Raw genomic sequence first — 16,465 nt, 5'->3', positions numbered from 1 at the left:
GGTACACAAAAGTATTTAAGGCACCTCATAGTTAAGTTAACTTACAATTATCTATTTGTTAATCCTTTAGGTTGGGCTCGCACTCTTGTGGCACTAATAGGTCTGCTGATCTGATCTATCATGTCCCTTGAATCAAATAGTACATGGATGTTGCTCTGGCTTAAGGACGAACTTTTTAGTGGCTTCCCCGTAATTCTACCAATTGCGGTTCTTATCAGCGGATCAGCCTGATCACCAAAAGGGATCAACGCTTCGCTGAATTCATCTACGGTGATATCCGGGTTTAGTCCAGTTGGATAATTTCCTTCACTATTGCTATTAAATAATTTAAACACCATAGGCTCTATGCTCCAATTGGCCAAAGTATGGGCATTCCCGTTCTCCTTGATCTGAAAGGAAGCCATGTCTTTGCCCAAGGTTTTCTGTCCGATTTGAATCACGCTTAACCATGGTCTTAGACCCTTAATCAAAAATTCAGCTGCCGAAGCGGTATGGTTTCCGGTTAAAATGAATACCTGCTTTATTTGTAAACGCATAGAGGTTATTTCTTCGAAACGGAAATTGTACCCTGCCGAAATATTGGTTATCGTACTGGCAAAATTCTCCCTCCTTAAGGGGGCATTCTTATTGCCTCTATACTCTATAAATACATCAGATGGCTGGACTCGTGCAATAGCAGCAGCCATTACCGCGCTCATGGCAACATCTCCCCCTGGATTATACCGAAGGTCTAATATGAGTTCCGTTGCATTATTTTGTTTAAAATAACTAAAGGCCTCCTGCAAATCATATTTGGAGCGCCCTTCAAAAGAATTTAGAAACAGATAGGCAATAGATTTACCCGCACTGCTGATCATCTTATATTTGTATACAGGATTTTCAGCCACAATTGCGGCTCCTAGGATGAGTTCTTCTCCTTGCTCAAGTTTTAGTACTATTTTACGCTGCTTAATGCTTGTGGAGATGAGATCAGATGCATTTACAGCTGATGGAGTAGTTTGATTAATACTTAAAATAATACTTCCTCTTTTCAGTCCATCGCGCTCTGGTATTGTACCAGGTACAACTAAAGTCACTACCGTCTTTGTTTCTCCTGAACTGTCACGGTAAATCGCTAGATCAAATCCGAAATTATGTACCAGTGATGGATAGTAACTTTCTGGTAAAATTGGATTAATTAATTTCGAAAATCTGTCTTCCGAGCTTTTAATTGATGAAAAAAAATCCAAAGGATCTTTAGAAATGTCTGGATTAGAAGGTAATGTATTTTGCCAGTAGTAATATACCCGCATGCTGTCTAATACCCAGCTGTTTATTTTTTCATTGGAACCTGCGGGATAATCTGGTTTTTCGGGATCAGATTTCCGACAAGCAATAAACTGAAGTGCAAGCAGCAGCCAACTAATAAAGAATATGCTGAGTTTCTTGCCAGAGATTGCCATTTCATCACTTTAAATCGCAGATGAAGGTAAATGATCCTGATTAACCAAGGATTAAATTATGGTTATGATACTTATTCCAATCGTAATAAGTTAAAAAGGGAAGAAATTACAATACTTCGGAAGACCGTCCATTCCCTGGCCGGAGTTTATGACGTAGCTTTGTATTGTTCAATCACTCATAAACAAATGTTTCAGTGGTGCAAAATCCATTGACCTCACTTGAGGATGATGTCCTTGCTACACATGCGGCACGTGATAGGAGGGCCCGCTATTCATGCTGGCCATTCATAGGGCGGAGCTGTAATTACCGAAGTAGGTAATCATCCAAATGTGGCAGCGCTTGTTTATATCGCCGCATTCCAGCCGGATAATGGAGAGCTTTGCAATGGTTGCAAACTTCATGTACGCCTCTCGGGGCGTTTTATGCCAAGGGTTTTGTAACCCCAATTACAGATGCTGCCTGGCGACATTAGCCTTCATGGGGATTAATTGCATCAGAGGACAAGAGTGTCAATCCTGAAATTCACAGAAATACTTAAGGGCGTTTAAATACTGCTGTTAAAGAAGTTAAGGGAAGCCACTTGGTTTTCATGTCACAATCCGAACTTGTTGCTGAAATGATTGTTGAAACAGCTGAAAACGCATAGAACTAAAATGTTCCAATATTTTTTACTTTACAGACAAAAAAAATACCATTATGAGTTGTTTTTTTGTTCTTGTTGACTCTTTAATAATGATTTTTGATGTGATGAATAGGTTGAATATATTTTTTGTATATATAATATTCGATATTTAAGTGTGTTTATGTGTTATTTTGTTATATAGTTTTATGTATTTTATAAATTTTATATTTTTTTATTTAAAAAATGCAAAATAAATACCAGTGAATTCAAAAATGTATTACTTTAGCTTCATAAAATAATTGAATTGTTGGTAATTGTGTCCTTTTTTGCCAATCTTTCATTCTGATTATTTAAAAACCAAAGTTTTTTTGCTCATTTTTTGATACTTAACCCAAATTAGCGCCAGTTAGCTAAATCGTTTTACCTTAATTTTGTCAACACATAAAAATAAACCGACTATTAAACAAATAAATCTAACTAAAACAATTTAGCCTATGGAATAACCTAACATTCAAGACCAAAAAACCAATAGAAACTTTAATGTTTCAAACCAAACCAATCAATCTGAACTCCTGGACTCCTGATGATAAATAGAAGGAGCAGGTATTAATTTAAAATTCATGAATGCAATTTTATATAAGAATAAAATACTAGGCTTAGTAATGTTATTGCAGATAGCACTAGGGAGTATATTTTTTAGTGGCTATGCCCAATCCACCACAGCAATCCATATTAGCGGAATCGTTAAAGATGCAACTGACAATCAACCATTACCAGGGGTGTCGGTAATAAATAAGAGTACCAACAATGGAAGTTCCACAGATGATCAGGGGCGTTACTCAATAAACATACCCATTGGGGGTACAATCGTGTTTCGTATGCTTGGTTATAAGGCAAAAGAAATTGTAGTAAAAGCTGGTGATACAGATATCGAAATTAAGCTGGAATCTGATCAAAAAACGCTAAATGATGTAGTTGTTATTGGTTACCAGAAAGTTTCCAGAAGAAAGGCTAGTGCTGCTATAACCTCAGTAGATCCTAAATCTATTGCCGATGTTCCGGCACCATCCCTGAGTACATTATTGCAAGGTCGTGTTGCGGGATTAAACGTGCAAAACTTCTCAGGCGAACCCGGAGTAAGAAGTACCGTTGTATTACGTGGAAATACCGCCGTGAGTAGGAACATTGATAATAATCCTAATTCGGCTTCTGGTAAAGCCAGCTTGGCCAGAGCGATTAGCGGACCCCTTTATGTAGTGGATAACGTAATGCAGAGCACAGAGGATATTGCAGCTTTGAATTTTGGTAATGGGACCAGTACAGACGTCTTAGCAGGTATCCCTATTAGTGATATTGAGAACATCGATATTTTAAAAGATGCATCCGCTGCAGCAGTTTATGGATCTCGTGGGGCCAATGGAGTTATCCTTATTACCACAAAAAAGGGATTAACCGGTAAAACGCAAATTAATTTCTCTACGTACCATGGTATTACAGAACGTCCAAACCTTGATAAGGTATTGATAGGAGCAGAAGAAGGACGTGCGAAAATGGAACTGATCAACCATTATGGAACGTATGATAACCTAAAAAACATTCCTCAAATACTTACTGATAGCTTAAATAGTGCTTTTAATAATGCGAATGATTATAGAGGCCAACTTTATCAGACGGGTAAAGTAGATAATTATGATCTGTCATTTACCGGCGGTACAGAGCAATTTACTTATCGCTATGGGCTAAATTATTATTCTGAAGATGGTATCATTAAAAAATCAGGTTTCGATAGATATAGTATCAACAGCAGAATGGGCGTAAAACTTGCTCCTAAATTGGAGGTTGGCGTTCAAATTCGCTATAACCGTCTCGACAGACCAAGATCTGTAAGTGATTTAAGCGGAGGTAACAGTCCTTTTAATGGTGGATACTATGCCAGCAGTCCACTGCCATCTTCAAATCTTTTTCTTCCTGATGCAAATAGAGATTTCATCTTTGGAAATACAAATATCCAAACAGATGCCAATACCAATAATAGCTTAAGCATAAGTCCGACTATCGATTGGAAAATCTCTGACAAATGGGTATTTAACACCATCATATCTTATGAAACTGCAAATAGTAGAAAGGATACTTTCACACCGGGGACGGTTCGCAGAAGTGGAACAGGTTATGCAACAAGCTTCGTAGACAATTCTGCAAACTATTTAATGAGTAATACCATTCAGTTTTCGACAACTATTAACGATACCCATCATTTAAATTTACTTGCCGGACAGAATACTGAGTTCCATCAATACAGGGCAACATATGCAGAGGCCGATGGAATACCTAATGATCAAATTAGCGTAGTAAAAGTGATCAATAAAATGGGTTCTTATGCCTATTCAGATTTGATCGAAAGCGGTATCCAGACTGCTTTTTTCAGAGCTAACTATGATTTTAAGGGTCGATATCTGTTCTCGGGCGTAATAAATGCCGATGCATCATCAAAATTTGGTAAAGGTAACAGGGTAGGTTTCTTTCCGTCATTCTCCGCTGGATGGATCGTTAGTGATGAACCTTTCATGAAAGCTGCCAGCTCCTGGTTAACCTTATTTAAAATTCGTGGTAGCTATGGTATCACAGGCAGGCAACCGGATGGCGGCGATAGTTACCTATCGTTCAACACCTATAATGTTGGGGCGGGTAGTTTCCCCGGTAGCTCAAACCCATCAACAGGTCAAAACGAATCGAATACGTATAATGGAGTTCCTTCAGTGTCTCCAAACTTTTCAGGAGGCTTGTCAAACAGTGAACTTACCTGGGAGCATTCAAAACAAGCGAATATTGGTGTAGACCTAACTTTTTTAAATGGCCGATTTAATTTTGTGGCAGATGCATATGTCAGAAATACGACTGAGGGAATATTTACACTTGCACTCCCAATTACTACAGGTTACTCAACCATAACTTCAAATGCCATTGGTACAAGAAATAGCGGTATCGAAACTCAATTCATTGCTCATTATTTCAATCCATCAAAAGCATTTCAGTGGGAAACCAATTTCAATTTTGCCTTCAATAAAAACCTGATCACATCACTGCCAAATGGTGGTCGGGATATTTATTTAGATAAATTCCTTTTGCGACAAGGGCAGTCTATCAATCAGTATAATGTGTTTGAGCAAACAGGTATATATGCTACTGACGGAGATGTTCCTGTAAATCCCATTGATGGGAGTGTGCTTAGCTTTTATGGATATCCGTTTAAAGGGGGAGATCCAATATGGAAGGATCAGAACGGAGACGGAATTCTTGACGCAACAGATTATGTGCCTGCGGGGAATCCAAATCCAAAAATGACAGGAGGAATGGTAAATACCTTCAGCTATAAGAACTTTAGTCTTTCCGTATTTGCCACATTTACCCTGGGTAGGGATATTTACAATGATTACCTGGTCGGAAAGCTCTCCCATTTAGTGCCTACAGATGATGGTGATCCTGACCCTTTGCACGCATTAAGTAACAATGCATTTCCTTATTTAAATGGCATTAATTACTGGCGAAATCCGGGAGACAATGCGAATTATCCTTCTTTAAGTTCATTCTCTGGAACGCGTTACAAATATGCTGCAGTAAGCTCTAGATGGGTTGAAAATGGATCCTATATCCGCATAAAAACAGCCACGTTGGCGTATGCATTTAAGCCAAAAGTACTACAAAGACTATCATTAAGCAGGCTAAGGGTATACGCTATGGCAGATAACCTTCATATTTTCCAATCGGCCAATTTACCGGATGCGGAGCAGGTTGATGCCTTTGGTATTTACAACGGCAGCGGTTATGCCATACCTAAAAAGTATACGATAGGTCTGGAAATAGGGCTTTAATAGTTTTATCATTTATTAAATATGAAATCATGAAAATACATTTCAAAAAACATATTACAGGGCTTTTGCTTTTGATACTAGTCATCAGCGCTGTTGCTTGCAAAAGAATTCTGGATCTTGAACCCCACAATTCGACCTTTACAGGAGCTTATTTTACCAACGGACAAGATGCAAATAGTGCCATTTCCGGAGCATACTCTTCGTTAAGAAGGGTGCTGCTAAACAATTATTCGTGGCATGTATATGGCGATGCACCTTCAGGTGAATTTAGCATCAGATCTGACAGGGACAATCAAAATTATAACATTTCAAATGGAGAATTTACTGGTTTAAACGTAGGTTCCGGGAATTGGAACTGGCAATCCTATTACCAACTGTTACAGCAGGTGAATTTGATCATTAACAAGGTTCCCGGTATCGCAATCGAGAAATTTACCAATCAGGATGATAAGAAACGCATCATAGGCGAAGCTTATTTTCTCCGTGCTTTCACTTATTTCTACATGAGCAGAATATGGGGTGATGTTCCGTTAAGACTTGAACCTGATCTTGATATTAATCAGGCAAAAAATATTCCTCGTACACCTGCGGCCGAAGTGCTTGCTCAATGCATCAAGGATCTTGAACTTGCCAAAGCTAATCTTGTTTTTGGTTACAGCGATGAAAATCAAAGAGCTGTAAGGGCAAATAAGGGAAGTGCACTTGCCTTGGAAGCACATATAAAAGCCTGGACAGGGGATTATGCCGGAAGCGAAATCGCTTCGGATGATGTAATTAAGAATGGAGGGTATGCTTTAAGTGACTCTACAGACTATTCAAAAGTGTTTATCGGTAAATCTCTTGAGGGCATCTTTGAGATCAACATCAGTTATGGACAAAGTGAAGGTATCTCTTTAAACGGAGGAGGGTATGCGCCCACTCTAAGAAGACCATATGTAGCCAACAAGGCAGATATTCAATGGCCTGTAAATACCTCGTACATCAATAAGATCTATAAAGATACTACTGACATCAGGTATAAAACTTTCTTCTTCCAGGCACAGTCGTCCGAAGGTCAAACCATTAAATTCTCTAATGTAACCTATGCTGATGGTTCGGCTAAAAATGATCCCAGGCTATCCAACAACCTGATCATATTCCGTTTGGCAGATATTTATTTGCTACGGGCAGAGGCATTGAATAAACTGGGCCGTGATGGTGAAGCCGTTATATTGCTCAATGCCATCAGAAAAAGAGCTAAGGTCGCGGATTATGCCGGGGGAGGCACAGCTTTGGGTACAACAATCCTTGAAGAAAGGCTTCGTGAACTATATTTCGAAGGCCAGTCTTACTACGATATGGTAAGAACAAAAACACTTTCTACCTATAACGAACGCTTTAAAGATCAGTTCATGAATGGTACTCCAGAGGGTGGGTGGTTGTGGCCAATAGACCCTGGAATGTTCAAAGACGACTTTACGTTAACACAAACGCCATACTGGCAAGGAAGGCTTTAATCATTAAATGAATCAGATATGAAAAAATTAATTATGATATGCATTGCAATAGTCACAGTGGTTACTATTTACTCTTGCAAGAAAGATTATGTGATCGGTGGTAGCCTTTACAATCCTAAGGTTGATATGACCACATATGATTACCTAAAAACCAAAAAGCTGTTTGATACGCTCATCATCATGGTAGATCGTATGGGTTTAAAAGATGAAGTAAATGCCAGTGGGACAGTTTTTGCTTTAACTAATTATGCCATAAGTAATTATGTTAAAGAAAAACAGGCGCATCTGCGTATTAAATTAAATGATGAGAACCTTGTTTTTACATTCGATTCTTTAAAACTGCCAGAGCTTAAAGATTCTTTGAGGGCTTACTTGTTTAAAGACAGACTCCCAGTAGAGGCGCTAAGTGAAGTTGGGAAATTAAGAAAATCTAATGATGGAGAATTCAGGTTAATTCAGGCCATTCCAACAACAGATTATACAGACCCTAACATCTTCCCTGTTAAACCAAAATATGTTTACCTCACTAAAATAGTTAAAAAGGAGGATGGAACAGGTACCATACCTACTGACTCTACACAACTCCCATTGGTTGATCCTGAACAATTGCTACAGGCACGTGTGCAAACCTCGGGGATCATTACCAACACCGGTGTGATACATGTGGTAAATAACAACCACACTTTTACCTTTTTCGGTGATATCAAGAATTAATGATTTTAAGCTAATAATATGAAAAGATATATAAAACTTATAGCATTCGGCTTTGTAGCGATGGGGATCATATTCTCTTGTAAAAAAGTCGAAAATGGTTTTCTCAGCAATCAGATCAGATACCGGGATAGCCCAATAAAAATTCAAAAAGGCATAACAGTTCAAACTAAGCCGGTAGACAATGATGGCTCCAGTGCACCTGTAACTTACGAGTTGTTAGATATTCGTGATGCAGTTACAAAAAAACATGCGGAGCTATTATATACAAACTATGAGCGATATATTTTTATCTCCCAGTTTGATGTGAATAGGGATACTACTGTTGAATTACTAAATAAACACAGGCAATTATTAAATGCACCACCGGTTGAGTTTAATACACATACCGGAGCATTTACTTTTTATGGAACAACGGCAAACGTGGCTGTTGGGACCTATGAATTTGATATCCGGGCAACCAATGAGAATGGTTCAAAGGATTTTAAAAACATTGGCCAGTTTTCTTTATATGATGGACCGGTAGCAGAACAATCTGCAGGGGGCGGTGCCTGGTTTAAGGATGGATCCAGCGCGTCTGGAGATATTGGAGAACCAGAAGTTAAAATTAAAAAGACCTCCAATGAGGGTACCTTGATTATTCTAAAAATAGTGGATAAAAATGGAACTCCATTTAATCCAAAGAAAAATGAGTTCATTAAACGTGGAGACAGGAATAGCTTTGATACTTTTGCCAGATTCCATCCCCTTGTATTAACTGATTCGACAATGGCCTGTAACTTTGAAGTAGTTCCATTTCCACTTGTTGCAGGGCCTCCTGGACAGGGTTATACTATTTATTACAGAATTCCAGGCAACTTTGCTAAACTCGACCCTGGTCTTACTCCAACTCCAGACCGAGGCTATAGCATTAATCCGCGGTTTACTTTCCGAATCTATCAGGAGGGAACTTACGAAGTAACGGTTAGAATAAAAAATGCGACAAGAGATGTCTTGTAGCTAGTAGTATACATCAAATAAGGGTGCCAATGCTTCTTTGGCACCCTTAATAAGAAACTTCTATCGACCTTTCTTGACCCGGTCATCTCCATTATTTATTACTTTAGCCATAAAGTATTTAGATGATGAACATTGTCAATATAAAACAGACTGTAGTTGCACTAATGTTGCTATTTCCTGGACTGGTCTTTTCGCAGGGAAAGGCACAACGAAAGAAACCAAATATCATTTATATCTACGCAGATGATTTGGGCTATGCTGAGATTGGTGCATATGGACAAAAAAAAATTAAGACTCCTAATTTGGATAAACTGGCCAAAGAGGGAATGAAATTTACTCAACATTATACCAGTACACCAGTTTGTGCACCCGCCCGTTGCATGCTGATGACTGGCAAACATGGGGGCCATTCTTACATTCGTGGTAACTATGAAATGGGAGGTTTCCCCGATAGTTTGGAAGCAGGGCAGATGCCATTGCCCGAAGGAACATTTACGATTCCAAAAATGTTAAAAGAAGCTGGTTATGTTACAGCTCTAACCGGCAAGTGGGGTTTAGGAATGAACAACACAACAGGGTCACCCTTAAAGCAAGGATTTGATTATTATTATGGATACCTGGACCAAAAGCAATCCCATAATTTTTATCCCTCTCACCTTTGGGAAAATGATGAGAAGGTTATGCTTGATAATCCTTATATGTACGTTCATAAAACACTCGATTCTACAAAAGCGACCGATAAGGATTTTGATTATTACAAAGGCAAAGTGTATTCGCCAGACATGATGACTAAAAAGGCTGTTAGTTTTATTAATGAGCAAAAATCGAAACCTTTTTTCTTATACATGCCTTATACTATTCCGCATGTTTCATTGCAGGCGCCTGATGAGTATGTTAAAAAGTACATTGGACAGTTCAATGAGCATCCTTATTACGGACAACAGGGATATGCGCCAACTAAGTACCCGTATTCAACCTATGCTGCTATGATCACTTATCTGGATGATCAGGTTGGGATTATTATGGCCGAAATTAAAAAGCTGGGGTTAGATGACAATACGATCATTATGTTTTCAAGCGATAACGGTGCCACATTCAATGGTGGTGTAAATGCTAAGTTTTTTAATAGTGTTGATGGCTTGCGTGGGTTAAAGATGGATGTATATGAAGGAGGGATCAGAGAACCATTTATTGCGAGATGGCCTGGAAAGATACCTGCAAACACCACCAGCGATTTTGTATCTGTACAGTTCGATATGATGGCTACTTTTGCCGCGATAACGGGTACAAAACCGAATAACACAGATGGTATATCTTTACTGCCAACCTTGTTGGGGAAAAATAAAGATCAGAAGCAGCGTGACTATATCTATTGGGAATACCCTGAAAAGGGTGGGCAGCTGGCAATAAGGATGGGGGATTGGAAGGGTGTAAAAGTAAATCTTCGCAAGAACTTAAATAATCCATGGCAGATCTTTAATCTGAAAACAGATCGTAACGAAACAACAGATATTGCTTCCGAACATCCTGAATTAACCAAGCGCTTTGACGAGATCGTTAAGAAAGAACATCAAGTTTCTCATTTGCTGGAATGGGAATTTTTGGAAAATAAATCTGGGAAAAAGTAAGCCGGGGTCGATTTAAAGTAGAACCGCGCAGGGTTGCTATTATGCTCTGTTTGTATAAATAACGTTGATACGTTTCTCATTATTGCGCTTGGAAAAATATAGTTAAAAAACGGTATTTTGATGCGTTATAACTTATATTTTTGGCTTTGGACATTCCTAAAAAAGCCATCAGTATGATACCAGATAACAAACTCAACTCAGCAAAAAGGCCAGCAAACACGAACACATATTTAGTCGGTTTTCAGTACATCGATAGGTCAAGTCTTATGACCGTAGGAGGTAAGGGCGCTAATCTGGGAGAACTTACCAGAATCAAAGAAATAAGGGTGCCGGAAGGTTTTTGTGTGACCACCGAAGCCTATAAAAGAATAACTGAAAATAATCAGGATCTTAACAGTTTGCTGGATGAATTAAGTGATATTAAGGTAGAAGAGCGAGGTAAAATCAGCAAACTTAGTAGCAAAATACGTAAGGTTATCGAAGGAATATCCATTTCTGAAGATTTTGAGGAAGAGATTGTTGGGTTTCTCACAAGGTTTGATAAGAAGGATGCCTTTGCTGTACGATCCAGTGCAACGGCGGAAGATCTGCCCACGGCATCATTTGCCGGGCAGCAGGACACTTATCTGAACATTATTGGTAAAGATGCAATCTTAAAATACATCAGCAAGTGCTGGGCTTCCCTGTTTACAGATAGGGCTGTAACTTATCGTTTGCAGAATGGATTTGATCACAGGAAGGTTTACCTGTCTGTTGTCGTCCAGAAAATGGTTTTTCCAGATGTGGCAGGAATTATGTTCACAGCAGATCCGGTTACCTCAAACAGAAGAATAGTATCTGTTGATGCCAGTTTTGGATTGGGCGAGGCATTGGTTTCCGGAATTGTGAATGCAGATAATTATAAAGTTTCTGAGGGCAATATTATCGATAGGAAGATATCCAGTAAGAAACTGGCTATTTATGCCTCAAAAGAGGGAGGCACGAAGGAGCAGGAAATCGGGCCAGATCAGCAGAATGCCCCGACGCTGACGGATGAACAGATTCTACAGCTGGAACGTATGGGTAGAAAAATCGAAGCGCATTTCGGTAACCCACAAGACGTCGAGTGGTGTTTGGTGGACGATACGTTTTATATTGTGCAGAGCCGGCCCATTACGACCTTGTATCCGATCCCGGAAGCGAATGATCAGCAGAACCATGTTTATATATCTGTTGGTCATCAACAAATGATGACTGACCCTATGAAACCACTGGGATTGTCCCTATGGCAGTTAAGAGCTGCCAGGCCTATGTTTAAAGCTGGTGGAAGGTTGTTTGTAGATGTTGCGGATAGCCTTGCTATGTCTACTGCAAGGGAAAATTTATTAGAGGCGATGGGACAACATGATCCGCTCATAAAAGAGGCACTTCTGACCATTACAGAGCGGGGAGATTTTATAAAATCGTTACCAAATGATGAAAAAGCACCAATACCTGTTAGAAGTACTAAAGGTATATCATCCGCGGATATTTTGGCGCAAGTGGGAAATGACCCTGCAGTTGTTGCTGAACTGATTAAGCACAATGAGAGTTCGGTAGAAGCGCTAAAACAAAACATCCAAACGAAATCAGGAACGGATGTGTTTGATTTTATTCTGGAAGATATCCAGCAATCAAAGAAGACAATATTTGAGGCACAACATATGGGTGTGATCATAGCTGCGATGAATGCTTCATCGTGGCTCAATGAAAAGATGAGCGAATGGTTAGGTGAAAAGAACGTGGCAGACATACTTTCTCAATCCGTATCAAACAATATCACTTCGGAGATGGGTTTGGCACTATTGGATGTAGCGGATGCAATCCGTCATTATCCAGGAATAATTGAATACTTGCAACAGGCAAAAGCAGATGATAACCTTGACGAACTTGCTAAGTTTAATGGTGGACAAGACGCCCTGCACGCTATTGATGCTTATCTCAGTAAATATGGTATGCGATGTGCCGGTGAGATCGATATTACCAAAACCCGTTGGAGCGAAAAACCCACTATACTTGTCCCGATAATTCTGGGCAATATTAAAAACTTTGAAGCTGGAGCCGGCAGGCGAAAATTTGAACAAGGACTACAAGAAGCTTTAAACAAAGAAGAGGAATTAGTAGGCCGATTGGCGCTATTACCAGATGGTGAACAAAAAATCAGAGAGACAAAACAAATGATCAGTCTACTCCGTAATTTTGCAGGTTATCGTGAATATCCAAAATACGGTATAGTTAACCGCTTCTTCATTTATAAGCAGGCTTTGCTGAAAGAAGCCGAACAACTTGCACAAGCCAACATCATTCCCGATAAAGAAGATGTCTACTATCTCACTTTTGAAGAATTTCGCGAAATGGTACGTACCCGTAAACCAGACAACCAGCTTATCAGCAAGCGAAAAGATGAGTTCAAATCATATGAAAAGCTAAACCCGCCAAGGGTAATCACATCAGACGGTGAAATTGTTTCGGGTAAATACAAGCATGAAAACCTTCCGGCCGATGCTATTGCAGGTCTGGCGGTTTCTTCAGGAGTGATAGAGGGTAGGGCACGTGTAATCTTAAATATGGAAGATGCAAACCTGGAAGACGGCGATATATTGGTAACCACCTTTACCGACCCAAGCTGGACACCCTTATTTGTATCGATAAAGGGTCTTATTACCGAAGTTGGTGGAATGATGACCCATGGAGCAGTAATTGCACGCGAATATGGGTTGCCGGCAATTGTTGGAGTGGACAATGCTACAAAGCTGGTCAAAGATGGTCAGCGCATCAGACTGAATGGAACTGACGGATATATAGAAATACTTTAGGGAAAAACTTGGACAGAAGGTCTAATGTTTTTGTCCCTTATTGATCTTAAAAAGGTGCAGTAATTGTGGAAACAAGGCAGACATATATTCCTCTACTCCAGTTTTTGAACCTGGAAACGTGAGTACAAGTGTTTCGTCTATAAATCCGGCAACGCTACGAGATAACATGGCGTAAGGCATCCGTTCCTGGCCGTATCTTCGCGCGGTTTCCATAATTCCATCAATTTTACGTTCAATTAATGGGGTAATGGCTTCCGGCGTAACATCTCTGGGAGAAAGCCCGGTGCCTCCTGTGAAAATCAGGAGCTGATGTTCAGCTCCGCAGAGTTCAATAGCTTTTTCTTTGATCTTGTTAACTTCATCCGGCAGGATTTCATATTTGAGCGTTTCGATGCCAAGCTGCTCCAGTAATCCAATAATGGTTTTCCCTGACGCATCCTGAGCCTTACCTGCAAATATAGAATCAGAGCAGACTACTACAGCTGCCTTAATATCGGGAAACTGTAAATTCTTGAGGTCAGATTTACCACCAGATTTTTTTAGCAGCCTGATGTTTTGAATTTCTACACCCTTATCGATGGGTTTGAGCATATCATACATGGTGAGGGCGGTAATGGAGGCACCATGCATAGCTTCAACTTCTACACCTGTTTTGTAAATAGTATGTACTTCAACTGTAATATGGATGTTTAGTCCATCAATTCCGTACGTAATAGAGGTGTATTCTATTGGAAGGGGATGACAATCGGGTATCAGGTCGCTCGTTTTTTTTACACCTAAAAGTCCGGCTGCACGGGCAAATTCGAAAACATCGCCTTTGGGTATTTTTCTTTGTTCAACCGCTGCAATGGTTTCCGGTTTAGAGACTTTTACGGTAGCAGTTGCAATAGCTATTCTTAGTGTGCTTGATTTTTTTGTAATGTTTACCATATTAGCTATTCTCTTTCCATTGATGTGTATCGTCTTCAAATATTTCTTTACCCCAAATTGGCAGTTCTGCTTTTAATCTTTCCACGATTTCTGCACAGGCATCTATTGCCGGTTTGCGGCGTGTAGATGAGGTAAATACAAAAAGACAGATCTCACCCGCTTTTATTGTGCCCAGGCTGTGGTAAACATGCATGCAATGAAGTGGGTATTTTTGAAAAATATCTTCCCTGATCTGATGCATTTTTTCTAGTGCAAGCTCCTGATAAGCTGTATACTCAATTGCTGCCACAAGCTTTCCTTCGATCTCATCTTTCCGCACTTGTCCCATAAATATACTGTGGCCGCCAATAGTTGTTTTTGCGCTGTGTTTGGAAATACTATCAGCTATGAATGTAGGTTCGATCCTTCCGTTAATGAATATGTTTTTTACTTTTCTTTCCACTTCTATGGTATTATCCTCCTGAAAAAGGTGGCATGATGCCTACTGTATCTTGATTTGAAATCGCCGTATTCTCCTGAACAATATCCTTATTCAGGGAAAGCTTATATTTCATATTGCTAAGCAATGGAAATGATGTTTCCAGATAAGCTTTTAACTCATCGGTATTGCTGATATCAGAGATTTCGAGCTTCTGATGTGCTATAAATTCGGATATTTTTCCAAAACTGATGATCTGAATTTCCATAATGCTAATTTACCCTTAAAATGCTGATTTTGCTAATAAATTGCAAGATAACCACCCAGCTATGGTCTTAGTTAGGTAATTGCATAATGGTTACAACATCTCCCTGTTTGAAATCCTGCTGTTCTTCTGGTAGGCATATCAGGCAGTTTGCCAGTGCAAAAGAGCTTAACCGAAACGACTCCTGAGCATTTAATGGTGTTGCCTTGCCGTTTTCGTAACTTCCTTTAAGGAAATGAGTAAGGCCCACCGGTTTTTGATAGTCATGCGTCAGTTCGGCCTTTATTTCTTTTATGCTATTTTCTTTGTGCGAAATTGCTTTCAAAGCCGGCAATACATAATTGTAATAGCAGTTAAGAACCGAAGATGGGTTTCCCGGTAAACCAAATATCAGTTTTTGATTTTTTTTTCCAAAAAATAATGGTTTACCTGGCTTCTGTTTTACTTTATGGAAGATCTGCTCAATCCCGCATTTCTTTGAGGCTTCCAGTACAAAGTCGTAATCTCCTACGCTCACACCACCTGTAAGCAAGACAACATCATGTTCCTGCAGGGCTGACCTAAGCACATCTGTTAGTATGTCCAGGTTGTCATCAGCCTCTGTTACTTTGATTTCGGTAATTCCTTCATTTTTTATCGCGGCAGTTAAAGAATAGGAGTTAGACTCATACACCTGACCAAAATTAAGCTCCATCCCTGGTTGCTGAAGTTCTTTACCTGTTAAAATGATGGCTACCTTAGGCATCGGAAAAGCCTCCACATCCTGAATGCCAATTCCGGCCAGAAATCCTACAGCAGCGGGGCCTAGAAGGGTTCCTTTTTGCATGGCAAGGGCTCCGGCTTTAATCTCCGATCCTATTTGACGAACATTTGCTCCGGGCAACAGCTTTGGATCCTGAAGTATGATCTTATTTCCTTGTCTGCTGATTTTTTCCTGCATTACCACTGTGTCCGCGCCTTCAGGCAGGGGAGCTCCGGTAAAAATTCTGGTGGTTTGATTGGGGTTAATAGACAACAATTGGCTGGTGCCAGCGGCCATTTCTCCAATCATATCAAATTCCGATGAGGAATCCTGATAAACCAAAGCATATCCATCCATAGATGATTGTTTGAAAGCCGGAATATCATAGTGCGCATAGATATCTGCAGCTAAAATGTGTCCTGAAGCCTTTTTTAGACTTAATTTTAGGGCTTGCAACGGTTGAGTATGATCTGAAATCAGTTGTTTTGCCTCGTTAACGCTTATCATT

11 protein-coding genes are annotated in these 16,465 nt (G+C 39.7%); 6 read left to right on the top strand and 5 right to left on the bottom strand.

Annotated features, from left to right (window positions below):
* Positions 1 to 47 precede the first annotated feature (47 nt).
* On the bottom strand, positions 48 to 1,442 hold the full coding sequence (locus N824_RS00545) for a S41 family peptidase (RefSeq protein WP_048903185.1): 1,395 nt from the start codon (positions 1,440 to 1,442) through the stop codon (positions 48 to 50).
* A 1,243-nt stretch (positions 1,443 to 2,685) separates the two neighbouring features.
* Between N824_RS00545 and N824_RS00540 the strand changes: the two genes are divergently transcribed.
* The 6 genes from N824_RS00540 to ppsA all read left to right on the top strand — a co-directional run bounded on the left by N824_RS00540 (position 2,686) and on the right by ppsA (position 13,602).
* Positions 2,686 to 5,934 carry a SusC/RagA family TonB-linked outer membrane protein gene (locus N824_RS00540; RefSeq protein WP_048903184.1) on the top strand — a complete coding sequence of 1,083 codons (3,249 nt, stop codon included), beginning with the start codon at positions 2,686 to 2,688 and terminating at the stop codon, positions 5,932 to 5,934.
* A gap of 29 nt (positions 5,935 to 5,963) precedes the next feature.
* The gene (locus tag N824_RS00535; protein ID WP_048903183.1) at positions 5,964 to 7,430 is read left to right on the top strand and encodes a RagB/SusD family nutrient uptake outer membrane protein; all 1,467 of its coding nucleotides are present in this window, start codon (positions 5,964 to 5,966) and stop codon (positions 7,428 to 7,430) included.
* Between the two features lie 18 nt (positions 7,431 to 7,448).
* Positions 7,449 to 8,144, top strand: a complete 696-nt coding sequence (locus tag N824_RS00530; protein WP_048903182.1) for a hypothetical protein — start codon at positions 7,449 to 7,451, stop codon at positions 8,142 to 8,144.
* An 18-nt stretch (positions 8,145 to 8,162) separates the two neighbouring features.
* Positions 8,163 to 9,140, top strand: coding sequence for a hypothetical protein (locus tag N824_RS00525; protein WP_048903181.1), 978 nt, complete (start codon positions 8,163 to 8,165; stop codon positions 9,138 to 9,140).
* Between the two features lie 122 nt (positions 9,141 to 9,262).
* A complete protein-coding gene (locus N824_RS00520) occupies positions 9,263 to 10,768 on the top strand; it encodes an arylsulfatase (RefSeq protein ID WP_235206948.1) in 1,506 nt (501 codons plus the stop codon).
* A 173-nt stretch (positions 10,769 to 10,941) separates the two neighbouring features.
* Positions 10,942 to 13,602: a phosphoenolpyruvate synthase gene (gene ppsA, locus N824_RS00515; protein WP_048903331.1), complete on the top strand. Its 2,661-nt coding sequence runs from the start codon at positions 10,942 to 10,944 to the stop codon at positions 13,600 to 13,602.
* Positions 13,603 to 13,623: 21 nt separating this feature from the next.
* Here ppsA and moaCB read toward each other — a convergent pair whose 3' ends face one another.
* The 4 genes from moaCB to glp form a co-directional block, all read right to left on the bottom strand.
* Positions 13,624 to 14,571 (bottom strand): bifunctional molybdenum cofactor biosynthesis protein MoaC/MoaB, encoded by a 948-nt coding sequence (gene moaCB / locus N824_RS00510; RefSeq protein ID WP_235206947.1) that lies wholly within the window; start codon positions 14,569 to 14,571, stop codon positions 13,624 to 13,626.
* Positions 14,534 to 14,974: a molybdenum cofactor biosynthesis protein MoaE gene (locus tag N824_RS00505; RefSeq protein ID WP_200869780.1), complete on the bottom strand. Its 441-nt coding sequence runs from the start codon at positions 14,972 to 14,974 to the stop codon at positions 14,534 to 14,536. The genes moaCB and N824_RS00505 overlap by 38 nt, the downstream gene beginning before the upstream one ends.
* Positions 14,975 to 14,984: 10 nt before the next feature.
* Entirely contained in the window at positions 14,985 to 15,218 is a 234-nt protein-coding gene (locus N824_RS00500; RefSeq protein WP_048903178.1) for a MoaD/ThiS family protein, read from the bottom strand.
* Positions 15,219 to 15,285: 67 nt separating this feature from the next.
* The gene (gene glp / locus N824_RS00495) at positions 15,286 to 16,464 is read right to left on the bottom strand and encodes a gephyrin-like molybdotransferase Glp (RefSeq protein WP_048903177.1); all 1,179 of its coding nucleotides are present in this window, start codon (positions 16,462 to 16,464) and stop codon (positions 15,286 to 15,288) included.
* Position 16,465 lies beyond the last annotated feature (1 nt).

This window comes from Pedobacter sp. V48 (assembly GCF_000523515.1).
GTDB lineage: Bacteria > Bacteroidota > Bacteroidia > Sphingobacteriales > Sphingobacteriaceae > Pedobacter.
Note: the sequence above shows the minus strand (reverse complement) of the source record. Positions and strands in the feature narration are given on the sequence as shown.

What these genes read in the sequence shown, in the direction of transcription:
- N824_RS00530 (WP_048903182.1), top strand. Translation starts at nt 7,449, where the DNA reads ATGAAAAAATTAATTATGATATGCATTGCAATAGTCACAGTGGTTACT.
- N824_RS00525 (WP_048903181.1), top strand. Translation starts at nt 8,163, where the DNA reads ATGAAAAGATATATAAAACTTATAGCATTCGGCTTTGTAGCGATGGGG.
- N824_RS00540 (WP_048903184.1), top strand. Translation starts at nt 2,686, where the DNA reads ATGAATGCAATTTTATATAAGAATAAAATACTAGGCTTAGTAATGTTA.
- glp (WP_048903177.1), bottom strand. Translation starts at nt 16,464, where the DNA reads ATGATAAGCGTTAACGAGGCAAAACAACTGATTTCAGATCATACTCAA.
- ppsA (WP_048903331.1), top strand. Translation starts at nt 10,942, where the DNA reads ATGATACCAGATAACAAACTCAACTCAGCAAAAAGGCCAGCAAACACG.
- N824_RS00545 (WP_048903185.1), bottom strand. Translation starts at nt 1,442, where the DNA reads ATGGCAATCTCTGGCAAGAAACTCAGCATATTCTTTATTAGTTGGCTG.
- N824_RS00535 (WP_048903183.1), top strand. Translation starts at nt 5,964, where the DNA reads ATGAAAATACATTTCAAAAAACATATTACAGGGCTTTTGCTTTTGATA.
- N824_RS00520 (WP_235206948.1), top strand. Translation starts at nt 9,263, where the DNA reads ATGATGAACATTGTCAATATAAAACAGACTGTAGTTGCACTAATGTTG.
- N824_RS00500 (WP_048903178.1), bottom strand. Translation starts at nt 15,218, where the DNA reads ATGGAAATTCAGATCATCAGTTTTGGAAAAATATCCGAATTTATAGCA.